Source organism: Nitrosomonas sp. Nm51 (genome assembly GCF_900111165.1).
Classification (GTDB): Bacteria; Pseudomonadota; Gammaproteobacteria; order Burkholderiales; family Nitrosomonadaceae; genus Nitrosomonas.
The window spans coordinates 1-20,055 of the sequence record NZ_FOGH01000046.1 but is presented as its reverse complement, the minus strand read 5'-3'; the positions used below and the strand labels follow the sequence as shown (position 1 = coordinate 20,055).

General features: G+C 45.7%; 22 protein-coding genes and 1 tRNA gene. 10 read left to right on the top strand and 13 right to left on the bottom strand.

The window, feature by feature from the left end; all coding sequences use genetic code 11:
- Positions 1-425 (bottom strand): IS110 family transposase (locus tag BMY60_RS12320; RefSeq protein ID WP_143057443.1); only part of this gene is annotated, 425 nt, incomplete at its 3' end.
- Between the two features lie 266 nt (positions 426-691).
- Between BMY60_RS12320 and BMY60_RS12315 the strand changes: the two genes are divergently transcribed.
- The 4 genes from BMY60_RS12315 (at position 692) to BMY60_RS12300 (ending at position 3,301) form a co-directional block, all read left to right on the top strand.
- Entirely contained in the window at positions 692-943 is a 252-nt protein-coding gene (locus BMY60_RS12315) for a type II toxin -antitoxin system TacA 1-like antitoxin (RefSeq protein ID WP_090333999.1), read from the top strand.
- Positions 943-1,257: a type II toxin-antitoxin system RelE/ParE family toxin gene (locus BMY60_RS12310; RefSeq protein ID WP_090333998.1), complete on the top strand. Its 315-nt coding sequence runs from the start codon at positions 943-945 to the stop codon at positions 1,255-1,257. Before BMY60_RS12315 ends, BMY60_RS12310 begins: the two co-directional genes overlap by 1 nt.
- A 383-nt stretch (positions 1,258-1,640) precedes the next feature.
- Positions 1,641-2,153 carry a rhodanese-like domain-containing protein gene (locus tag BMY60_RS12305; protein ID WP_090333996.1) on the top strand — a complete coding sequence of 171 codons (513 nt, stop codon included), beginning with the start codon at positions 1,641-1,643 and terminating at the stop codon, positions 2,151-2,153.
- 146 nt (positions 2,154-2,299) lie between these two features.
- Complete coding sequence (locus tag BMY60_RS12300) at positions 2,300-3,301, top strand: L,D-transpeptidase family protein (protein ID WP_256250825.1); 1,002 nt, start codon at positions 2,300-2,302, stop codon at positions 3,299-3,301.
- Between the two features lie 25 nt (positions 3,302-3,326).
- Here the strand turns inward: BMY60_RS12300 and BMY60_RS12295 are convergent, their stop codons facing one another.
- The 11 genes from BMY60_RS12295 to gloB form a co-directional block, all read right to left on the bottom strand.
- Positions 3,327-4,601: an MgtC/SapB family protein gene (locus tag BMY60_RS12295; protein ID WP_090333993.1), complete on the bottom strand. Its 1,275-nt coding sequence runs from the start codon at positions 4,599-4,601 to the stop codon at positions 3,327-3,329.
- Positions 4,602-4,612: 11 nt separating this feature from the next.
- A complete protein-coding gene (gene recJ / locus BMY60_RS12290) occupies positions 4,613-6,376 on the bottom strand; it encodes a single-stranded-DNA-specific exonuclease RecJ (RefSeq protein WP_090334002.1) in 1,764 nt (587 codons plus the stop codon).
- 64 nt (positions 6,377-6,440) lie between these two features.
- Positions 6,441-7,286: an HlyC/CorC family transporter gene (locus BMY60_RS12285; protein ID WP_090333992.1), complete on the bottom strand. Its 846-nt coding sequence runs from the start codon at positions 7,284-7,286 to the stop codon at positions 6,441-6,443.
- Positions 7,287-7,461: 175 nt separating this feature from the next.
- Entirely contained in the window at positions 7,462-7,959 is a 498-nt protein-coding gene (ybeY, locus tag BMY60_RS12280; RefSeq protein WP_256250824.1) for an rRNA maturation RNase YbeY, read from the bottom strand.
- On the bottom strand, positions 7,943-8,959 hold the full coding sequence (locus tag BMY60_RS12275; protein ID WP_090333989.1) for a PhoH family protein: 1,017 nt from the start codon (positions 8,957-8,959) through the stop codon (positions 7,943-7,945). Before BMY60_RS12275 ends, ybeY begins: the two co-directional genes overlap by 17 nt.
- A 77-nt stretch (positions 8,960-9,036) precedes the next feature.
- Positions 9,037-10,365, bottom strand: coding sequence for a tRNA (N6-isopentenyl adenosine(37)-C2)-methylthiotransferase MiaB (miaB, locus tag BMY60_RS12270; protein ID WP_090333987.1), 1,329 nt, complete (start codon positions 10,363-10,365; stop codon positions 9,037-9,039).
- Positions 10,362-10,703, bottom strand: a complete 342-nt coding sequence (locus tag BMY60_RS12265; RefSeq protein WP_090333986.1) for a hypothetical protein — start codon at positions 10,701-10,703, stop codon at positions 10,362-10,364. Before BMY60_RS12265 ends, miaB begins: the two co-directional genes overlap by 4 nt.
- A gap of 114 nt (positions 10,704-10,817) precedes the next feature.
- Positions 10,818-10,893: transfer RNA gene (locus tag BMY60_RS12260), tRNA-Met, on the bottom strand.
- Between the two features lie 151 nt (positions 10,894-11,044).
- Positions 11,045-12,856: a translational GTPase TypA gene (gene typA / locus BMY60_RS12255; RefSeq protein WP_090333984.1), complete on the bottom strand. Its 1,812-nt coding sequence runs from the start codon at positions 12,854-12,856 to the stop codon at positions 11,045-11,047.
- Positions 12,857-13,005: 149 nt separating this feature from the next.
- On the bottom strand, positions 13,006-13,611 hold the full coding sequence (locus tag BMY60_RS12250) for a hypothetical protein (protein WP_090333983.1): 606 nt from the start codon (positions 13,609-13,611) through the stop codon (positions 13,006-13,008).
- Between the two features lie 177 nt (positions 13,612-13,788).
- Positions 13,789-14,580, bottom strand: a complete 792-nt coding sequence (gene gloB, locus BMY60_RS12245) for a hydroxyacylglutathione hydrolase (RefSeq protein ID WP_090333981.1) — start codon at positions 14,578-14,580, stop codon at positions 13,789-13,791.
- Between the two features lie 99 nt (positions 14,581-14,679).
- On the opposite strand from gloB, the gene BMY60_RS12240 reads away from it, so the two are divergent.
- The 3 genes from BMY60_RS12240 (at position 14,680) to dnaQ (ending at position 16,640) form a co-directional block, all read left to right on the top strand.
- Positions 14,680-15,396, top strand: coding sequence for a class I SAM-dependent methyltransferase (locus BMY60_RS12240; RefSeq protein ID WP_090333980.1), 717 nt, complete (start codon positions 14,680-14,682; stop codon positions 15,394-15,396).
- A 69-nt stretch (positions 15,397-15,465) separates the two neighbouring features.
- Positions 15,466-15,933, top strand: a complete 468-nt coding sequence (rnhA, locus tag BMY60_RS12235; protein ID WP_090333978.1) for a ribonuclease HI — start codon at positions 15,466-15,468, stop codon at positions 15,931-15,933.
- Between the two features lie 2 nt (positions 15,934-15,935).
- A complete protein-coding gene (gene dnaQ, locus BMY60_RS12230; RefSeq protein WP_090333976.1) occupies positions 15,936-16,640 on the top strand; it encodes a DNA polymerase III subunit epsilon in 705 nt (234 codons plus the stop codon).
- A gap of 22 nt (positions 16,641-16,662) precedes the next feature.
- Here the strand turns inward: dnaQ and BMY60_RS12225 are convergent, their stop codons facing one another.
- Positions 16,663-17,310: a tetratricopeptide repeat protein gene (locus tag BMY60_RS12225; protein ID WP_090333974.1), complete on the bottom strand. Its 648-nt coding sequence runs from the start codon at positions 17,308-17,310 to the stop codon at positions 16,663-16,665.
- A gap of 147 nt (positions 17,311-17,457) precedes the next feature.
- On the opposite strand from BMY60_RS12225, the gene msrB reads away from it, so the two are divergent.
- From msrB to BMY60_RS12210, 3 genes are all read left to right on the top strand, one after another.
- The gene (gene msrB / locus BMY60_RS12220; protein WP_090333972.1) at positions 17,458-17,922 is read left to right on the top strand and encodes a peptide-methionine (R)-S-oxide reductase MsrB; all 465 of its coding nucleotides are present in this window, start codon (positions 17,458-17,460) and stop codon (positions 17,920-17,922) included.
- Complete coding sequence (locus tag BMY60_RS12215) at positions 17,923-19,374, top strand: Na+/H+ antiporter NhaC family protein (RefSeq protein WP_256250823.1); 1,452 nt, start codon at positions 17,923-17,925, stop codon at positions 19,372-19,374.
- A 224-nt stretch (positions 19,375-19,598) separates the two neighbouring features.
- A complete protein-coding gene (locus BMY60_RS12210; RefSeq protein WP_090333970.1) occupies positions 19,599-19,796 on the top strand; it encodes a hypothetical protein in 198 nt (65 codons plus the stop codon).
- Positions 19,797-20,055: the final 259 nt, after the last annotated feature.

Here is a 20,055-nt window from a genome sequence, read left to right as displayed (position 1 = left end):
GTTGAGCTAAGATTCAACTGTGCTAAATCGGCCTCAGTCAGTTGTTTGATCGTGTTGCTGTTGGCGCGTGCTCCAGTATAACGCTGCATCGCCGACTCGATCGTAATAATCTGCGCACTGCGTTGCTGTACCAGTTGCATGCGCTTTCGCGCCAGATCGCGCATTGCACGCCTGTCTTTGGGCATGATGTAGCCCTCCGGTAACAAACCCAGCCGCAACAGATGTGCCAGGTACTTGGCATCCGATTCATCGCCGCGATGTTTCATTCCGTCATATTGCTTGACCGCCACGGTGTTGACCAGGTGCACTGAATAACCCTGCTCCTGCAAACCAACGATCAGCCAATACCAGTTGAAAGTTGACTCAACCGCAATGCCGGATATTTCGTCCTGATAAGGTACCATGGCTTCAAGAATTTCAGTCATACTGTTGGCATGCCGTTTGCCGTACACAACCCGGTGTCTTCATCAATTATTACTATAAAACTGTTGTTTGAATGTAGGTCTATGCCGCAAAATAACATCTCGTCCTCCGTCGATAAAGTGGGTTCGAACCATTAACTTTATCCCTTTCCGGCTACCGCCGGGGCGGGGGAGGCTAGATGATTATCAAATAACATGATATGAACATATGTTCATATGTTCATATCATGTTACAATTTTATTGTGATTAATGATCAGGGAAAAAGAAGATGAGCCGTTTATCTATCGATCTGACGCCAGAGCAACATCAAAAGATCAAGGCCATAGCTGCTATGCAAGGCAAATCAATAAAGGAATATGTATTGAATCAAATTCTGCCCACATCATCCGATGAAGAAATGGCATTGCATGAGTTAGAAGCTTTGCTGGATGAGCGCGCTAAATCAGTGGATACTGGAAAGATAAGCCAAAAATCGGTTAAAGAAATTTTTCAGGAAGTCTATAGTGAAAGCACCAAGTAATGCCAGATTACAAAATCACTGCGCATGCTGAACAAGATTTGAGAGACATTGCTCGTTACACGATAGATAAGTGGGGAATGGCTCAGGCTGAACGTTATGAGGCAATACTGTCAAAACGATTCCAAGAGATCGCGCAGCGAGTTGTTACACCAAGAATATTTTTAAAAAAAAGACCTGATTTAATGTTTACGCATTGTGAGCATCATTATATTTGCTACTTGCAATCTAAAAACAGCGCGAATCCAATAATTTTAGCAGTACTGCATGAACGTATGGATCTTATGCGAAGGCTTAAAAATCGGTTGGTAACATAAAGCTAACACTGCCATGATCTGCGATTGATTGTGCCAAATTTGTGTCAAACTGAGATGGAAATACAGTCATTTGAGGCTGTTTGACACTGTTTTTATGCTTGGCAAGCGTTGTAAGTTATTGATTATATTGAATGTGAATTTGCTCTTTGCTTCTCATAATCCCTTGGTCGTTGGTTCGAGTCCAACCAGACCCGCCATAAAATCAAACCCTTAGCTATGAAATAACTAAGGGTTTCTTATTTTTACTTATCCGTGTAGCCTCTGTGTAGGAAAATTTTCAGAAAAAACTACTTCTGCAGGATTACTTGTTCAAAAATGTGCAATACTTTTATCATGCATATTGGAGCTGCCGTTAATAAGCAGTACTTTTTTATGGTCAAATCATGCGTATCTTCAAATATTTTACAGGTGCTTGTCTGCTTGGACTAGCCGGTTTTGCCATAATAATTGTGGTTTCTCCAGCAGCATTCTTAAAAACGACATATGCGCTGATAGCACTCGAATTTGATAAAATCCCAACCATTTCCAGTAAATCATTGCATCCGCAATTAATGAGTAATAATTTTCGCTATGTGATCGTTGATGTACGCACCCCGGAGGAGCGCCGTGTATCAATGATACCGGGTGCCATCAGCCAGAAAGATTTTGAGCGCAATCGCACTGATTATCAAAATAAAAAGATTGTTGTCTATTGCACGATTGGATACCGCAGCGGACACTATGCTCGTTTGCTGCGGCAGCAGGGGTTTGATGCATATAATTTAAGCGAAGGAATATTGGGCTGGACACATATTGGTGGCCAGCTAATCAATGCGCAAGGACAAGCAACCCGACGGATTCATGTATATAGTCGGCCATGGAATCTGGCGGTAAGCGATCACACAGTTATTTTTTAGCTGAGAATAAATCAATTCAGTATGTTGCTGGTTGTGGCATCTGCCACAACCAGCAACCATTTTTTCCTTCACGAACTGCTGTAAGATCGGTCTTGTTTGTCTGTTTTAAACAAATAATATCAGTTATTATTTAACCTTTAGCGATCTTGAATATAACAGGAAAGATACAGGCAATAGGCATGGTCAGTCATTTTTTATCGTTTCTCATCGTTTTTATCAGCTTTGTTTTCGTCCTCGCTGTGCCTGCGCGCGCTGAAACCTGGGTGCTGCCGCCTGAGGACATCGACATTTTTGGTCAAATGCGAACAACGCAAGCCGGCCGTGCAGACACGCTATTGGATATTGCACGCATGTATAACATAGGTCAGACCGAGATCGTACTTGCTAATCCAGATGTCGACCGCTGGATGCCGGAGGATGGTTCAAAAGTGATTGTGCCCAGCAGGCATATATTTCCACAGGCTGAACGCAAAGGGCTGGTGTTGAATCTGCCCGAAATGCGATTATATTATTTTCCCGTACCTGAAAAAAATGAAAAACCGGTGGTTATGACGTTTCCGATTGGTATCGGTAGAATGGACTGGGAAACGCCGCTCGGTTTATCAAAAATTATTGAGAAAAAAAAAGATCCGACCTGGGTACCGCCTGAATCAATCAAAAAACACAGAATCGCCAATGGCGAACCTCCGCTGCCTAATGTGGTTCCGCCAGGTCCTGATAATCCCTTGGGCCGTTATGCCATGCGGCTGAGTATTGGTTCAGGCAGCTATCTCATTCACGGTACGATAAAACCCTACGGCGTCGGCATGCGGGTATCGTCAGGCTGCATCCGATTGTACCCCGAAGATATTGAAAACCTGTTTGGCAAGGTGCCGGTCGGAACCCAGGTTAATATTGTCAACCAGCCAATCAAATTAGGCTGGTTACTCGATCAGCTGTATATCGAACTGCATCCGCCGTTGGAAGAAGACGATGCAAAATATAACGATTATCAGCAAAACGTCTTTGATGCCGTCAATGATTTTCTGGCAGACAAAAAAAGTCAAAGGCAATTGTCGAGCAATTTTGAAATTGACCATGAAGTCTTGAAACAGGCAATCCGTGAGAAAAAGGGAATTCCGATTCTAATTTCACGTGCTCAGGCTTAATCGGGCTAACACCCCCTGGATACAGTTATAAAACCAAGACAATTAGCGCCAGCCCGATACCGGCAGCTGTGGCGAGCATGCCGGTAGCGCAGCGCCGGACAATGAATGAATTGCCGATAAAAGCTATCAGGCCGATTTTGAAAACAATATTGGATATGACGCCTAAAGAAATAGCGGTTACCGTTTCGGATGCTTCAAGCTTACCCAGTTCAAATAAGCGCAGGCTGGTTAGCGTGATAGCATCGACATTTGTCAGACCGGAAATGAGTGCAACAGCATACAAGCCGTGAACTCCGGCTACATCGGACAGCCATGCTGCCAGAAACAATACAATGGCATAAAGTGCTCCGAATCCAGTTGCCGTGCGTAACTCTGTCGGGTTATTGATTTCCGGTGCGGGTATGTCACTATGTTCGCGTAGCCGATACCACCAGTAAAGTGCAGTGCCTGTACCTAATAATAAACCGCTCCCCAGTACCGGCAGCAATTGCGGCAAAATGTTAACTGAAACAACTGAGCTGACGAGTACCAGACGAATCAGAACGGTCAGGTTGGCTATCAAAATAACTACAATTGCCAACTGCACGAAAGATTGACTATCTCTGCTTAACCTTGTGTATACCAAAGTAGTTGCCGTGCTGGATACCAAGCCACCAAGCAAACCCAGCAATGCTGCACCGTGACGTTTTCCTAGCAATCGCAATGCCACGTAGCCGGACAGGCTGACGCCAGAAATTAAAACCACCATCAGCCATATCTGATGTGGATTTAAGGCCTGATAGGGTCCGTATTCCTCATCGGGCAATATAGGCAGGATAATAAATGTCAGTACCGCAAATTGCAGAATTGAAACCAGATCACGCCGCCCCAGATTCTGTGTTATACCGTGCAATTCTGTTTTAAAATACAGCAATATAGTAGCAATAATGGCCAGCATGACTGCCAGAGTAGTATCGCCATACCAGACTATGGCTCCCAAACCGTAACATATTGCAATTGCAACAACAGTAGTTGTGCCTGGATCAGTCGTGTTGTCGGCGTCCGTACGAATATAGGCGGTAATGGTCATTAATCCGACAATCAGCAATCCTCCAACCAGGAACCAAGGCGTACCTGTTCTTTCCGACAGCATGGCGGCGAGTGTGCCAAACATCGCAACCAGCGCAAATGTCCTCACCCCCGCTTTTGCAGCTGAACTGCGCTCCCGCTCAATGCCGATCAGCAAACCTATTGCCAGGCTTGTTGCAAAGTGTGGCAGATGAAATAACTCGCTGTCCTGAAATAATTCTTCAAAATGCATGATATGCAGTGTTAGTCGATCGGTTGCGTTTCTGCTTGTGACCAGTGCTCAAGCAGCAGTTGCAGCGTCGTCTTGCCATTAAATTCATTAGTCTGTAACCGATAAACTGCATGGATTGCATTGGGCAGCAATTCATTGTAAAAAAACAAAATTGCATCATAGCTAATGCTGCCAGGTTCCGAAACGGATACGCCGTTTGAAGGTATTTTTTTTAGTTTCAGTTTTAGATGCTTTTCACCTAGAACGCGCTGGCTTTCGACATAAAAACAGGCGTTAAAGGTTGGCTGGGGAAATCCCTGTCCCCAGACCTGACGGGTCAGTTGCTGCGCAAGTTCCATATTCATGTCGGATGCATCCAGTTCACCATCTGTTTCAATAACACGCGTTAAATCGGCTTCGGTCAGCAATGACCGGGCGGTGGCCTCGAATGCTTCGCAAAACCGCACAAAGCACTCGGCAAGAATCGTTAAACCGGCTGCAGCCGCATGACCGCCAAATTTTACAATGAGGCCGGGGTAGCGTTTGGATATCAAATCCAGTGCGTCACGCATATGAAAGCCCGGAATTGAACGACCGGAACCTTTCATCTCGCCTGCATTTCCCGGTGCGAAGATAATAACCGGCCGGTGGTATTTATCCTTTATCCGTGATGCCAGAATGCCGATTACGCCCTGATGCCAGCCGTGATCAAACAGGCAAACACTATAAGCAGCCTGAATTTGCGCATTTTCAGCATACAGCGTACTTTCGAGCTTGGATAGTGCGCTGTTTTGCATGTCCGACTCGATTTCACGGCGCCGCACATTGAGCGCATCCAGTTGTCGTGCTATCTGTTCGGCTTTTGCCGCTTCGTCTGTAATCAGGCATTCGATTCCCAGCGACATGTCATCGAGACGTCCGGCTGCATTTAATCTAGGCCCAAGAATAAATCCCAGATCATATGTCGATGTTTGCTGCGCTCTGCGCCCTGCAATCTTTAACAACGCATTAATTCCCACGCAGGCAAGTCCTGCCTGAATGCGCTTCAGGCCCTGTTGCACCAGTATGCGGTTATTATCATCGAGTTTGACTACATCGGCCACAGTACCCAGTGCGACCAGATCCAGAAAAGTGGCAAGATTAGGTTCTTTGTTATTTATGAAAGCACCCCGCTGGCGAAATTCGGCCCGCAAAGCCAGCATCAGATAAAAAATAACACCAACACCGGCAATATACTTGCTCGGAAATGGACAGCCGGGTTGGTTAGGATTGATGATAGCCGTCGCATCGGGCAATTTGTCGCCGGGCAGATGATGGTCAGTAATAAACACTTTCATTCCCAGCGCTTTTGCCGCCTGAACACCATCAATACTGGCTATTCCGTTATCTACAGTGATCAGTATGTCAGGCCGCGAAGTGGTATACGCCAGATCAACGATCTCGGGCGTAAGACCATAGCCATATTCAAAGCGATTCGGCACCAGATAACCGACATCTGCGCCCATCAAACGCAATATACGCATTCCAACTGCACAGGCTGTCGCGCCATCGGAATCGTAATCGGCGATAATAAGCAGGCGCTGCCTGGCTTCGATCGCGTCAGCCAGCAACCTCGCCATCAAGCCGATGTTTTTGATCCGGTCAAATGGAATCAGACGGGTCAGTGCAGTCTCGAGTTGTGCTGAATTGTCGATACCGCGCGCTGCATAAATGCGCGCCAAAACAGGCGGCAATCCAGCATGGCGCAATGATTTAAATGCCAGTGAGTCATATGTGCGCGTGGTGATTGTTGGCATATGCCGGGTCATCGCAAGTCACACTGCAAGACAGTGTGGATTGTTTCTTAGATGTCTTAGATGTTTAGGCAACGGTCTCAGATTCAGGTGACATTTTCTCGACTTTTAAAATATGCAGTCTGCGACTGTCAGCACGCAACACTGTAAATTTAAAATTATCGATGATGACTGATTCGTCCCGGTTCGGCAGTCGTCCAAACTTGTTAAGGACAAGTCCGCCAATCGTATCGTAATCGTCATCACTGAATTTGGCGCCCAGGATTTCATTGAAGTTGTCAATTTCCGTGATGGCCTTGATACGGTAACTGCCAGCCTGTTCCAGCACGATATTATCTTCGTCTTCATCGAAATCATATTCATCTTCGATCTCGCCGACGATTTGTTCAAGCACGTCTTCGATCGTAATCAGTCCTGCCATACCTCCGTATTCGTTCACGACGATCGCTATGTGGTTTCTATTTTTACGGAAGTCTTTGAGCAATATATTGAGTTGCTTTGATTCGGGGATGAAAACAGCCGGACGCAGCATGTCACGCAAATTAAATTCTTCCTCACCTGCATAGTAGCGCAGCAAATCCTTGGCCAGCATGATGCCGATGACATTGTCTTCGCTACCCTCGATGACGGGAAAACGCGAATGCGCGGTTTCGATCACAAACGGAATAAATTCGTCCGGTGTTTGATCGATGTCGATGACGTCCATTTGAGAGCGCGGAATCATAATATCGCGTGCCTGCATTTCCGATACCTGCATGACGCCCTCAATCATGCTGAGCGCATCCGAATCGAGCAAATTTCGTTCAAAGGCAGAATGCAACAAAGTGATCAGCTGTTTTCGGTCTTCCGGTTCGCGCGAAAGCATTGCGCCGACGCGTTCTAGCCAACCTGTTTTAGGCGGGGGATCGTCCATATCTGATTGCTGTTAAATTGATAAAGTACATAATATAGGTCATTGAAAAACTATCCGCAATTTACCACTGCTACGGTAAATTGCGGTTCAGCATGTTTATTTATTTATCCGGTATAAGTGCCGCTTTTTTCGCGTCACTTTCATGTGTATCGTTTCTCGAAGCTGATTTTTCGCATCAACTTGTCTCTGTCAGCTCGCCAGATAGTGTATATGGGTCCCGAATCCCCAGCTTTGCGAGGATTTCGGTTTCCCTGCTTTCCATGTGCAACGCATCAAATTCTTCAATATGGTCGTAACCCTGCAGATGTAAAACGCCATGCACGGTCAAATGTGCGTAATGCGCCATTAAAGGTTTATGCTGCTGTAGTGCTTCCCGGTTGATAGCCGGCGCGCACAATACAATGTCGCCAGATAGCGGATCGGTATCGTCATAGACAAAGGTCAATACGTTAGTCGCATGGTTCTTGCCGCGGTAGCGGTGGTTCAGGTCGCGTCCTTCCGCGATACCCACAACACGGATCACAATCGCCGCCTTCTGCTCAAGCGCCAGCGTTATCCAGCGCCTGAATTGCGCGCGTGTTGGTAATTCATCTGCAGGCACATGATCTGCTGCGAACTGCACGGAAAGTTTGAGTGACTGTTGCATGGTCAATATATTAGGGGGTGTTGCCATGTGTTATGTGCAATTCTGTTTGTTTTTGATCATGTTTTTCATATGCATTAACGATACGCTGCACGAGAGGGTGTCTGACAACATCCTCTGAATCGAATTGGGTAAACGCTATGCCGCGTATGTCTTTTAATACTTGCCCGACTTCTGTCAGCCCGCTCTTTTGGTGCTTGGGTAAGTCAATCTGGGTAATGTCACCGGTAATTACGGCCTTTGAGCCGAATCCAATACGTGTTAAAAACATTTTCATCTGTTCCGGTGTCGTATTTTGCGCTTCATCAAGAATAATGAATGATTGATTCAATGTACGGCCGCGCATAAAAGCCAGCGGCGCTATTTCAATTACCTGGCGGTCGAATTGTTTGCTGGTTTTATCAAAACCCATCAGGTCATACAGCGCATCGTACAGCGGGCGCAGATAAGGATCTACCTTCTGTGTCATGTCACCTGGAAGAAAACCCAGCCGTTCACCGGCCTCAACTGCAGGCCTTACCAGAACCAGACGCGAGACTAGTTCCCGCTCCATTGCATCGACCGCGCTGGCGACAGCCAGGTAGGTTTTTCCGGTACCCGCCGGCCCGATGGCGAATGTAATATCATGGTTCTGAATTTGTTGCAAATATTGTGTTTGGCGTGGCGTACGGCCATACAAGCCAGCGCGCCGCGTGATCAGTGCGGGTGATGCCTTCTCCATTTCGGACGCATCCGCTTCATCGATCTGTGTATGATTTTTCCAGGGATTTTTGGCTTCAATGAGGCCGAGCTGAATTTGCTCAAGACTCAGGTGATGGCGCGACTGATTGTAAAAACGCCGCAACACCCGCGCAGCAAGTTGCGTCTGATCTGTGGTGCCGTATAAGCTGAAATGTTCTCCGCGCCGGGAAATGGTTACATCCAGCGCAGTCTCAACTTGTTTCAGGTTTTCGTCAAGCGCGCCGCACAAATTTGCCAACCGTTGATTATCTGCGGGTGTAAACGAGATTTCTATGGGTTTCTGTTTCAATGTCGAATATTACCGTTAACACAGCTCAATTTTCTCAGCAGAATGCAAACTTTGCAAGCAGAATGCAGTGTTTGGTTTTACTTATCAGATACTTTACCACGCAGGGAATGCGGCAGTGCATCAATAATTTGCACGTCAATAAATTCGCCGATCAGTTCCTTTTTTCCGAAAAAATTGACGACACGGTTATTATCCGTACGTCCGAAAATTTCATCATCATTTTTCTTGGAAATGCCTTCAACCAGAATGCGTTGTTTGCTGCCAACCATGCGTTGACTGATTTTCCTGGATTGCTGATGGATTTGCGATTGCAAGCGCTGCAGCCGCTCAAGCTTGACCGAGTGCGACGTATCATCAGGCAGGTCCGCTGCAGGCGTGCCGGGACGTGCACTGTAAATAAAACTGAACGAATCGTCAAAATTCAACTCTTCGACCAGGCTCATCGTCGCTTCAAAATCGCTTTCGGTTTCGCCGGGGAAGCCGATGATAAAATCAGATGATAGAGAGATTTCCGGCCGAATCGCTTTCAACCGGCGAATAATTGACTTATATTCAAAGATACTGTAACCACGCTTCATTGCGGCCAGTATCCGGTCAGAGCCGGATTGCACCGGCAGATGCAAATGGCTGACCAGTTTAGGCAGTGTACTGTATGCTTCAATCAGGCGCGTGGTGAATTCCTTCGGGTGTGAGGTGGTATAGCGGATACGCTCAATACCGGGAATGTCATGGATACATTCAAGCAGCAAAGAAAAATCGGCGATATCACCATCATCCATCACCCCCAAATAGGCATTGACATTCTGTCCGAGCAATGTGATTTCCTTGACACTCTGGTCTGCGAGTACGGCAATTTCGGTTAACACGTCAATTAAAGGGCGGGATACTTCCTCGCCACGCGTGTACGGAACTACGCAGAAACTGCAATATTTGCTGCAACCTTCCATAATGGACACAAAAGCTGTTGCACCTTCGGTACGTGCTGGGGGCAGATGATCAAATTTTTCAATTTCCGGAAACGTGATGTCTACCTGAGATAGCCCGGTTGATTTGCGCTTCTCAATCATCTCTGGCAGCCGGTGCAAAGTCTGCGGACCGAACACGATATCGACAAACGGTGCGCGGTTGACAATTGCTCTGCCTTCTTGACTGGCAACGCAGCCACCGACGCCGATAAGGAGATTCGGATTTTTCGCTTTCAAGTGCTTGACGCGCCCGAGATCGTGAAAAACCTTTTCCTGCGCTTTTTCGCGCACCGAACAGGTATTAAACAAAATTACATCCGCTTGCGCCGGATCATCGGTTTTTTTCATACCGTGTGTCGCATGCAGCACGTCGACCATCTTTTCCGAGTCGTACTCGTTCATCTGGCAGCCAAAAGTTTTGATGTAAAGTTTGTTGCTCACTGAAAGAATGGAATTGAGAATTTTTTTTGCGAATTTTGTTTTTTTAGCAGTTTTTCTTCTTTCTTTGCCAGCTGAATTTCTTCCGGCGTCAGAAACCAGATGCGGTGCAATAAGCCCATATTATCTTTTTGGTATCGAACATAACCCTTATGATCTTTTTTTGTCAACATCGGCGGCCTGACCAGCAGGTTATGGCTGTTCCGGATTTGTCCCCCAGCCCCCATCACCATAATTTCCTTATCGATTTTAAACTCGGGATACGAAAGCGATGTTAGTTTGCCAAATTTACTGTCTACAGGAAAATTTCTGACAGCCTGTGCATGACTATGACTGATCATGCAAATCAGTCCTGCCACGAGGATGCACTCTAGCGCGTGCTTTTTGTTCATCTGTTAGAACATTCAATCCAAGGTGTTAAGTATTTATAGCAAACAAAAAAGATAATGCTCGGATGGTGGCGAATCAGGGATTTGAACCCCGGACCAACGGATTATGATTCCGCTGCTCTAACCACTGAGCTAATTCGCCACACGTAAAGACAAGAGGCAGCATTTTGCCTTTGAGCAGTTGCCTTGTCAAGACCAAACATGTGAAATGACAAGGGCTTATCTGTTACGTATTTCTATTCTAACAATTTTTTGAAAAATCATTTTAGGTGTTTGCGGATCGGGTTTGTTTTTCAGGCAGCTGCGCGAGATGCGCGCTTGCGTTCATGTTCAAGCAGCAGTTTCTTGCGAATGCGTAAGGTTTTTGGTGTAATTTCAACCAGTTCATCATCGGCGATAAACTCTATAGCCGATTCCAGCGTTAACTGTATCGGCGGGGTCAGTACAACGGCTTCATCGCTGCCTGAAGCGCGGAAATTAGTCAGTTGCTTGCCTTTAATGGGGTTTACGACCAGGTCGTTGTCCCGGCTGTGAATGCCGATCACCATTCCCTCATACAAACGATCACCGGGATTGACAAACATGCGGCCGCGCTCTTGAAGTTTCCACAACGCATAGGCAATTGCTTCACCATGCTCGCTCGAAATCAGCACGCCATTGCGGCGCGGCGGAATTTCAGAGCGCATCGGTGCAAATTCATCAAATACGTGGCTGATCAGTCCGGTACCACGTGTCATCGTCAGGAATTCTGATTGAAAACCGATCAGACCGCGTGCGGGAATGCGGTAATCAAGGCGCACACGGCCTTTGCCATCTGAAACCATGTCTTGCAGTTCGCCGCGCCGCTCTCCAAGCGCTTCCATCACAGCACCCTGATGGCTTTCTTCCGCATCGACTGTCAGCATTTCAAACGGTTCGCATTTTTCGCCGTCGATTTCACGCACGACTACCCGCGGACGAGATACCGCCAGTTCATAGCCTTCACGGCGCATATTTTCGAGCAATATAGTCAGATGCAATTCGCCACGGCCCGAAATCAGAAATGCGTCAGTGTCACCGGTTTCTTCCATGCGCAGGGCGACATTGGTCAGCAATTCTTTTTCCAGCCGCTCGCGCAATTGACGGCTGGTTACAAATTTACCTTCCTGTCCCGCAAATGGTGACGTATTAACCTGAAACGTCATTGATATGGTTGGCTCATCCACCGTACTGATCGGAAGCGCCTCGGGGTGATCAATATCTGCAATGGTCGTGCCAATACTAAGCGTGTCAATGCCGTTGATCAATACAATATCACCGGCTAACGCTTCGCTCATCTGTTCACGCTCCAGGCCGCGGAAGCAAAGTACCTGGTTGACTTTTTTTCTGGAAACTTTGGCTCCCGTCATTACCATGACTTCCTGCCCAGGTTTTAGCCGCCCGCGCCGGATGCGTCCGATACCGATACGTCCGACAAAACTTGAATAGTCCAGCGTACTGATTTGCAGTTGCAGCGGTTCATCCGGATTGCCTTCGGGTACGCTGACATGTTTGATGACGGTGTCAAACAACGGACGCATATCATCGCCCATCATGGAATCATTTAAAGAAGCGTAGCCGTTTAATGCTGAGGCGTACACGACTGGAAAATCAAGCTGCTTCTCGTTGGCGCCAAGTTTGTCAAACAAATCAAAGGTCTGATCAATGACCCAGTCAGGGCGCGCGCCTGGGCGATCAATCTTGTTTACCACTACGATAGGATTTAATCCCAGTGCCAGAGCTTTTTTGGTGACAAAACGTGTCTGCGGCATCGGCCCTTCCACTGCATCGACCAGCAGTAATACGCCGTCGACCATCGACAACACGCGTTCAACTTCTCCGCCAAAATCCGCATGCCCCGGTGTATCTACAATATTGATATGAACGCCTTCGTAATCAATTGCGCAGTTCTTGGACAGAATTGTAATCCCGCGTTCGCGTTCCAGATCGTTCGAATCCATCACGCGCTCGGATACCTGTTGATGTGCTGCAAATGTTCCTGCCTGGTGCAAGAGTTTGTCAACCAGCGTGGTCTTGCCATGATCGACATGGGCAATAATCGCAATATTGCGGATAGAACGGGACATACAATAATTCCTCAAAAATAAAGCTGTTACAGATGTTTTACTGGGGCGGCATTATACCAGCCGATGGTTGACAAGGCTATGTGTAATAAAACACATAATAACAAAAGCAATTAAAAATAATGATACTTCAGGAGGACAGTAGCTTTGTCTTACAGTTCCTGTTGTTTCAATATCCGGAAGCGTTTCTTATCAGAAACAAATTTTTCTTTGAGTTTGACAATACGTTCATGGTTTTTTTTCAGTTCATTCCGCAGCTGCAAGACATCACGCCTGACAGGCATTAATTCTTCCTGAATCGATGGCAGCGCCCGATTTCCGGATTGTTTGGCATCTTTGGCTTGTTTTTGGAGATTTTGCAGCTGACTTGCCGCAATTTCCAGACGTTTTTCGATACCCGCAATTGCCAGTTCTATCGGATATATATTCCGGTCAAGTGCCCAATCGATTTCTTCCTCGCTGGTATAGGTGTTGAGCAAAACCGCGTCGCGCCTTTCTTTATCGAGGCGTTGTTGTTCATCAACCGCTTGCCGGGCCAGGTCTTTCTCAGACTCTTCTTTGAATTCGGCGGTGTGTGTTCGAATTACAACGCCGCGTTTGTTCATTTCGATTGTTGTTTTATCCTGACACTCCGACGGCATAATATTGGTGTAATAATGGAATCTGCCTTCATCATCTTCGCATTTGTTTAATGATGCTGAGGCCTGAGCAGTTTGCGTAAATATAAAAAGGGTGGCAAGCAATGCAGACCAGTACATAATTATCTCCTCTCAAATCATTAGAATACTGTCATGCAAGAACGGCATGTGGGTGTATGAATTTAACCGACACTTTGCAAATGTCGTCACGCATTTTTTTGGTTTATTTTTTGGTGCGTGTCCATTAATGAGATTGTTGCGGTTTTGTGTGATTTTAAGAAACAGAGTGTGTCATCTTTAAAAATTATTTTTCCATTCGCGCAACGTGATAAAAATATCGAGCGGTTCGTTCAGTTTTTTTCCTGCGTATTGGCTGACCGTTTTTATTATTTCCGGCTGATTGCAGCGCAAAAACGGATTGCACATTTTCTCTGCGGCTATATTTGTTGGTATTGTCGGTTGATTGTGATCGCGTAACTGCTTGGCATGCTGTTCGAACTGTTGAAGATCGGAGTTGCTGGGCTCCACTGTCCGGGCAAAACCGATGTTGCTGAGTGTATATTCGTGTGTACAATAAACAAGCGTGTCTTCAGGCAGATCTGCCAGTTTTTGCAATGATTGATACATTTGCTGCGGTGTTCCTTCAAACAAGCGTCCACAGCCGCAGGCAAATAGTGTATCTCCGCAAAATAATACGTTTTTTTTCTCCGCTCCAGGCAGTGATCCAAAATAGGCAATATGTCCGCTTGTATGCCCGGGTACGTCAATAATTGCAAGTGTAAGTGAGAGCGATGGTAGACTAACAGTATCGCCGTCTTGCAGCGGATGTGTAACCGTTGGAATAGCTTCTTGTCCGGGACCATACACAGGCACGTCGAACCGTTCCAGCAACGTACGGTTGCCGCCGGTATGGTCGTTGTGATGATGCGTTATCAGGATTGCGTCAAGTTGCAGTTTATTGGTCTGCAAATAGTTCAGAACCGGAAGTGCGTCTCCCGGATCTACGGCAACTGCTGACGCAGTATTGTGAATGATCCAGATATAATTGTCTCTGAATGCGGGTATTGGATAAATACGCAATGTCGTCATGTCAGATTTTTAATGATGTAGAATTGAACAAGTATCCGTATAGCTTAATTTAAAATAGGTACGCTGGCCAATCATATAACCGTTTCTCATTATACAGGCATGACCATTTTGACCGCTCAGCAATGGTTTGCAACACCTCTGGGGCAGTATGTTGTTGAGCATGAATTTCAATATTTTGACCGCGCCGTTGCCAATATTTTTGGCTATAACGCTATGCAGATGGGTTTGCCGCGCTACGACTTTTTGAGGGCGAACAGAATGCCGCTACGATATACAGTGGGGGTCGAATGTGATAATGCAATACGAGCTGCCTGTGATCATTTACCAATAACCGGTGATACGATTGATTTGGTTATCGTTCCACATGTACTTGAATTTAATGATAATCCATATCAAATTCTGCGTGAAATTTATCGTGTTCTTATTCCAGAGGGGCATGTGGTAATTTCTGGTTTTAATCCATTCAGTTTATGGGGGGTGCATAACTTTTTTGTATCAAGCCGGAATGAGTTTCCCTGGAATGGGAATTTTATTGCATTACCACGACTGAAAGACTGGTTAAAGCTGTTCAGTTTTGAAATGAAAGGCGGCAAGCTATGCTGTTATACGCCGCCTTTCAAACAGGATAACTGGCGACAACGATTCAGATTCCTGGAAGATGCGGGAGATCGCTGGTGGCCTATTTCAGGAGGAGTGTATTTTTTACATGCGGTTAAACATAAGTATGGCATGCGTGTTATTAAACCGGATTGGAAAAACAGTTTGGCCGGAAAGAAGAAAATCGCAGCGGCAACGCAACGCATCAAGTATGAATAAATTCGGAGTAATTTTGCCACTCGTCATCGCTTGTATCCACTGTGACGGTTTTGCTGCGTAGCTCGAGGTATGGCTAGAAAAGATAAAACCGTTGATATATACACAGACGGTGCGTGTAAAGGTAATCCCGGTGTAGGCGGGTGGGGTGCGGTACTGAAATATGGCGCACATGAACAGGAGATTTTTGGCGGGGAAAAATACACAACCAATAATCGTATGGAACTGCTTGCTGCAATCCGGGCTCTGGAATTGTTGAAACGTTCCTGCAAAGTACGCTTGTACACGGATTCACAGTATGTGCATAATGGAATAAGTCAGTGGATACCGGCATGGAAAGCACGCGACTGGAAAACAGCTGATAAAAAGCAGGTCAAGAATGAAGATCTTTGGAGAATGCTGGATCGACTGTCGCAGCAGCATGACATTGAGTGGCTTTGGGTGCGCGGTCATGCCGGAGATGAAGGCAACGAACGGGCTGATATGCTGGCAAACCGTGGTGTAAAAAAAATAATAGCTGAAGCTGAAAATCTTTCTTGACAATGCGACAAATTGTACTCGATACGGAAACAACTGGATTGGAATACAAACTGGGGCATCGTGTCGTTGAAATTGCCGCAGTGGAGATAAGCAACCGGCAATTAACCAAAAGCCATTTTCATCGTTATCTCAACCCAGAACGCGAGAGTGACGAAGGTGCGCTGCAAGTGCATGGGCTAACCCGTGCATTTCTGCAAGACAAGCCAAAATTCAAGGAAATTGTCAGAGACTTTCTGGATTTTATCTATGAGGCGGAATTGGTTATTCATAACGCGCCATTTGATGTAGGTTTCTTGAATCACGAACTGGGACTTGAAAAATTGTCAACGCTGGATGCTTATTGTGCGCAAATAACCGATACACTCAAGCTGGCGAAAGATCTGCATCCGGGCAAACGTAATAACCTGGATGCTTTATGTGAGCGTTATAAAATCGATAATTCCAAAAGGACGCTGCATGGCGCGTTACTCGATGCGGAACTGTTGGCTGAAGTTTATCTTGCAATGACGCGCGGTCAGGAGAGTCTGATGATCGATCTCGATAGCGTCAGCCCGGCTGGTGGTGATCAGATTGAATATGATATCGGCAATCTGGATCTGTGCGTTATATCCGCTAGTGCCGAGGAACTTGCGCAGCATGACCGTTTGTTGGAACAAATCGTCAAGGAGAGCGACAATCAGTGCATTTGGAAAAATGCGGGGTGCTGATGTTGTAACCGGATGCGAAGAATTACTCCTTCCATTTACCGGCTGCAACCAATTTGTTTTTAAGTCCAGGCAGTGGAAAATTCTGAGCATAAGCTTTTTTTGCGTGAAGCAGAGCTTTCTCATAGTTTTTCTTTCTTATATACAGTAATCCGAGATTGTAGTTGGTCGTGGGGTTGTTCGGTTCAATATCAGCGGCAACTTGCAATTGTTCCATGGCCATGTTTAATTTGTTTTCTTTAAGTAAATGATTGCTGAAGATAACGCGGACCATTGCGTCGTTTGGTTTGAAGCGGATAGCCCGGTCAAAAAAGCATAAAACGGAATATTTGGCTCCTTCAGGTTTGGATGTTTTAGATCTTAAAGCAAGTCTGCTCAATGTGTGCAACGCTTTGTGATGATTGGGAAATGCGGTTAACGTATAGTTCAATTCTCCGCCAATAAAGGCACTTGATACGCCGGAAGTCAGGTTTTCTACATTACGGTCAAAGTGGTGCGCCTCGACAATTTTTAACTGTTCTTTTTTTGTTGGGTCGGTGTAATCAAACGGACCAAAAAGCGCTTCATCAATTTCGCCACAATAAGGGTCGGCAAAAACGGGTTTGGCCATTATCATTAACAGAAATACTATAATCCATAAATTTGACTGATCTTTGAGTTTTTTTGTGTTCATGTGTGATGAGATCTATGACGCCTTCAGTTACCTGGAAATGGCAATTGCACAGCACAGGTAACTTAAATAATTATTCAAGACATAAGATACTTATAATCTTGCCATTAAAACCAATAAACTGACAACTGTTAATTGATAAAAAGTGTTATGACCAATACTTACGAAAAATTTAAAAAGGATTTGCCCAGTCTCAAAAAGACACTGACTTCGATGCAATATCAGGTTACACAAAATGACGGAACCGAACCGCCGTTTCAGAATGAATTCTGGAATAAAAAGGAGACAGGTATCTACGTAGATATTGTTTCTGGGGAACCCTTGTTTGCTTCCATACATAAATTTGATTCGGGTACTGGCTGGCCGAGTTTTTACCGGCCTATTAATGACCGCTTTATCCGGTTGCAGCGCGATAATTCATTATCGATGACGCGCACGGAAGTTCGCAGCCATTATGCCGACAGTCACCTTGGGCATGTGTTCAATGATGGGCCGCCGCCAACAGGTCAGCGTTATTGCATTAATTCTGCATCTTTAAAGTTCATTCCCAGAGAAGCATTGCAAACGGCTGGTTACGGCGAATATGTTGCCTTGTTCGATGAACATGACAAATAAATGAATATGGCGCAGACGCCTGAAAAAACAATGGAAAGCGAAATACCGTTAGATATGGCATTGGCGGGCAAAACGCCCACGTTCATTCATGCCGCAATTTGCTTTTTCGGCGTGTTTTTAATGATTTCACTGGGGTTGTTTGTATTTGAAGCCAGTCTGCATGCCATCATTTTTCTTGCGCTGATCTGGACCGTCCTGCAGGCGGCCTGGCTGGGATATTCTTTTGTTGTTATCCGCCAGATGATGAATCAAGGTATCTATAAGGCATTGCCAGCGTTATATATTTTTATGTTAATTGGCATGGTGATCGCAAGTTACATGCAAAGCGGCACAATTGCCAGTTTGTTTTATTACGGGATAGATCTGCTTAGTCCGGTAATTTTTTTGCCTGTAGGGTTGGTTTTGTGTTGTTTAATGTCGGTGGCAACCGGCACATCATGGGGTACCGTCGGCACACTGGGTGTGGTGTTGATGGGCATAGGCGATGCAATGGACATACCGCTGCCAATTGTCGCCGGTATGATTATTTCGGGTGCGACATTCGGAGATAAACTATCCCCCGTTTCTGATACAACGAATCTGGCGGCGATGAGTGCAGGCACCAATCTGTATCGCCATATTTATTCCATGTTGTATACCACAGTGCCTACATTCATGATGGTGCTGTGCATTTTTATAATGATCGGGCTGCAGTACACCGATACGCTGCAAAGCGGTGTGAATATCAAAACGCTCAGCGAAGCTATTAGGCGGGCATTAAAGGATGTCTATTTGCTAAATCCGTTAATTACGCTGTTGCCGTTAGTCGTCATGCTTGGCTTGAGCATAAAACGCTATGCTCCCGAGGTCAGTATGTCCGTCAGTATTTTAATCGCCATGCTGATCGCAATTGTATATCAGGGAAAAAGCGGTATCGTTGTGTTGAATGCCCTTTGGTTGAATTCCGAGGGCACAACAGGTATCGAAAATATAGATATGCTGTTGGGGCGCGGCGGTATGTACAGTATGGCCTGGACATTGTTGTTGTCTGTTATGGCGCTGGCATTAGGCGGTATATTGCATCACGCCGGGTTTCTGCGGGTCTTGCTGATAAATATTATCGTGCATATCAAACGCATCAGCACACTGATTGCGACGACAATTGCTGCGGGGTTTGCCTGTAATCTTGCCATGGGAGAGGCGTACATATCGATTATTCTGAATAGCCAGTTATTCAAAGGTTTCTATGAAGAAAAAAATGTGGATAAAGCTGTATTGTCCCGTTCGGTGGAAGAGGGGGCGACGTTAACGGCAGCGCTTATTCCCTGGACAACTACTGGGACTTTTTATGCCGCGACGCTGGGGATTGCAACACTCGAATACGCGCCATATGCCTTGCTGAATTTGCTGAATCCTTGCGTTTCAGTTTTCATGACATACGCCGGCATTGGCTTATTGAAAAAAACGCATTAAAAAATAGACGGATGGAATTCAGTATGTGCGCTTGTAATACGATATAGAAAAATAATCGTTTATGTGTATGGCTTGTATGTTTGGTTTATTTCAGTATATACTCCAAATTGGCTGTTTTTTATTAATCAGGAAAGAAATAATAACAATAATAACAGATAGTTTAAAATTATTTATCTATTACATCCCACAATATCATCAATATTCGATAATTATTAGGAGAAGCAATGAAATTTTCAGTTTTTTTAGCAGCTTTACTGGCACTCGTTTTATCCGGCTGTGGCGGCTTGTTCGATTCCGCCGATATGGGTGATCCAACTATGGTAGACGAGGAATGTGAGTTTGGTATCGACGGCAATGGCAACTGTCTGGCTGAAGGCGCCGACCCACGTCCATACGGCGGTAAAAGCAAACCGGGCCACTAATTTAGCGTTAATAGCCAACAACTGTCCTCGTTTAATTGAGGTATGTAAAACCGCCTTTCAGGCGGTTTTTTTATTACCTGCTTTAAACCTGGGTATTACATCAGTTACTAAAATTTAAACCTAGAATCCTTAGTTGGATGATGTTTAGAGTGCACTGTTCTTCCTTTGGCAAGGCGCAATGAGGCGTAATAGCGCGTTATTGCAACGAATTGCAACGCAGTAAAAAAGGAAGAACAGTGTGCTATAGCATCATAGCGTG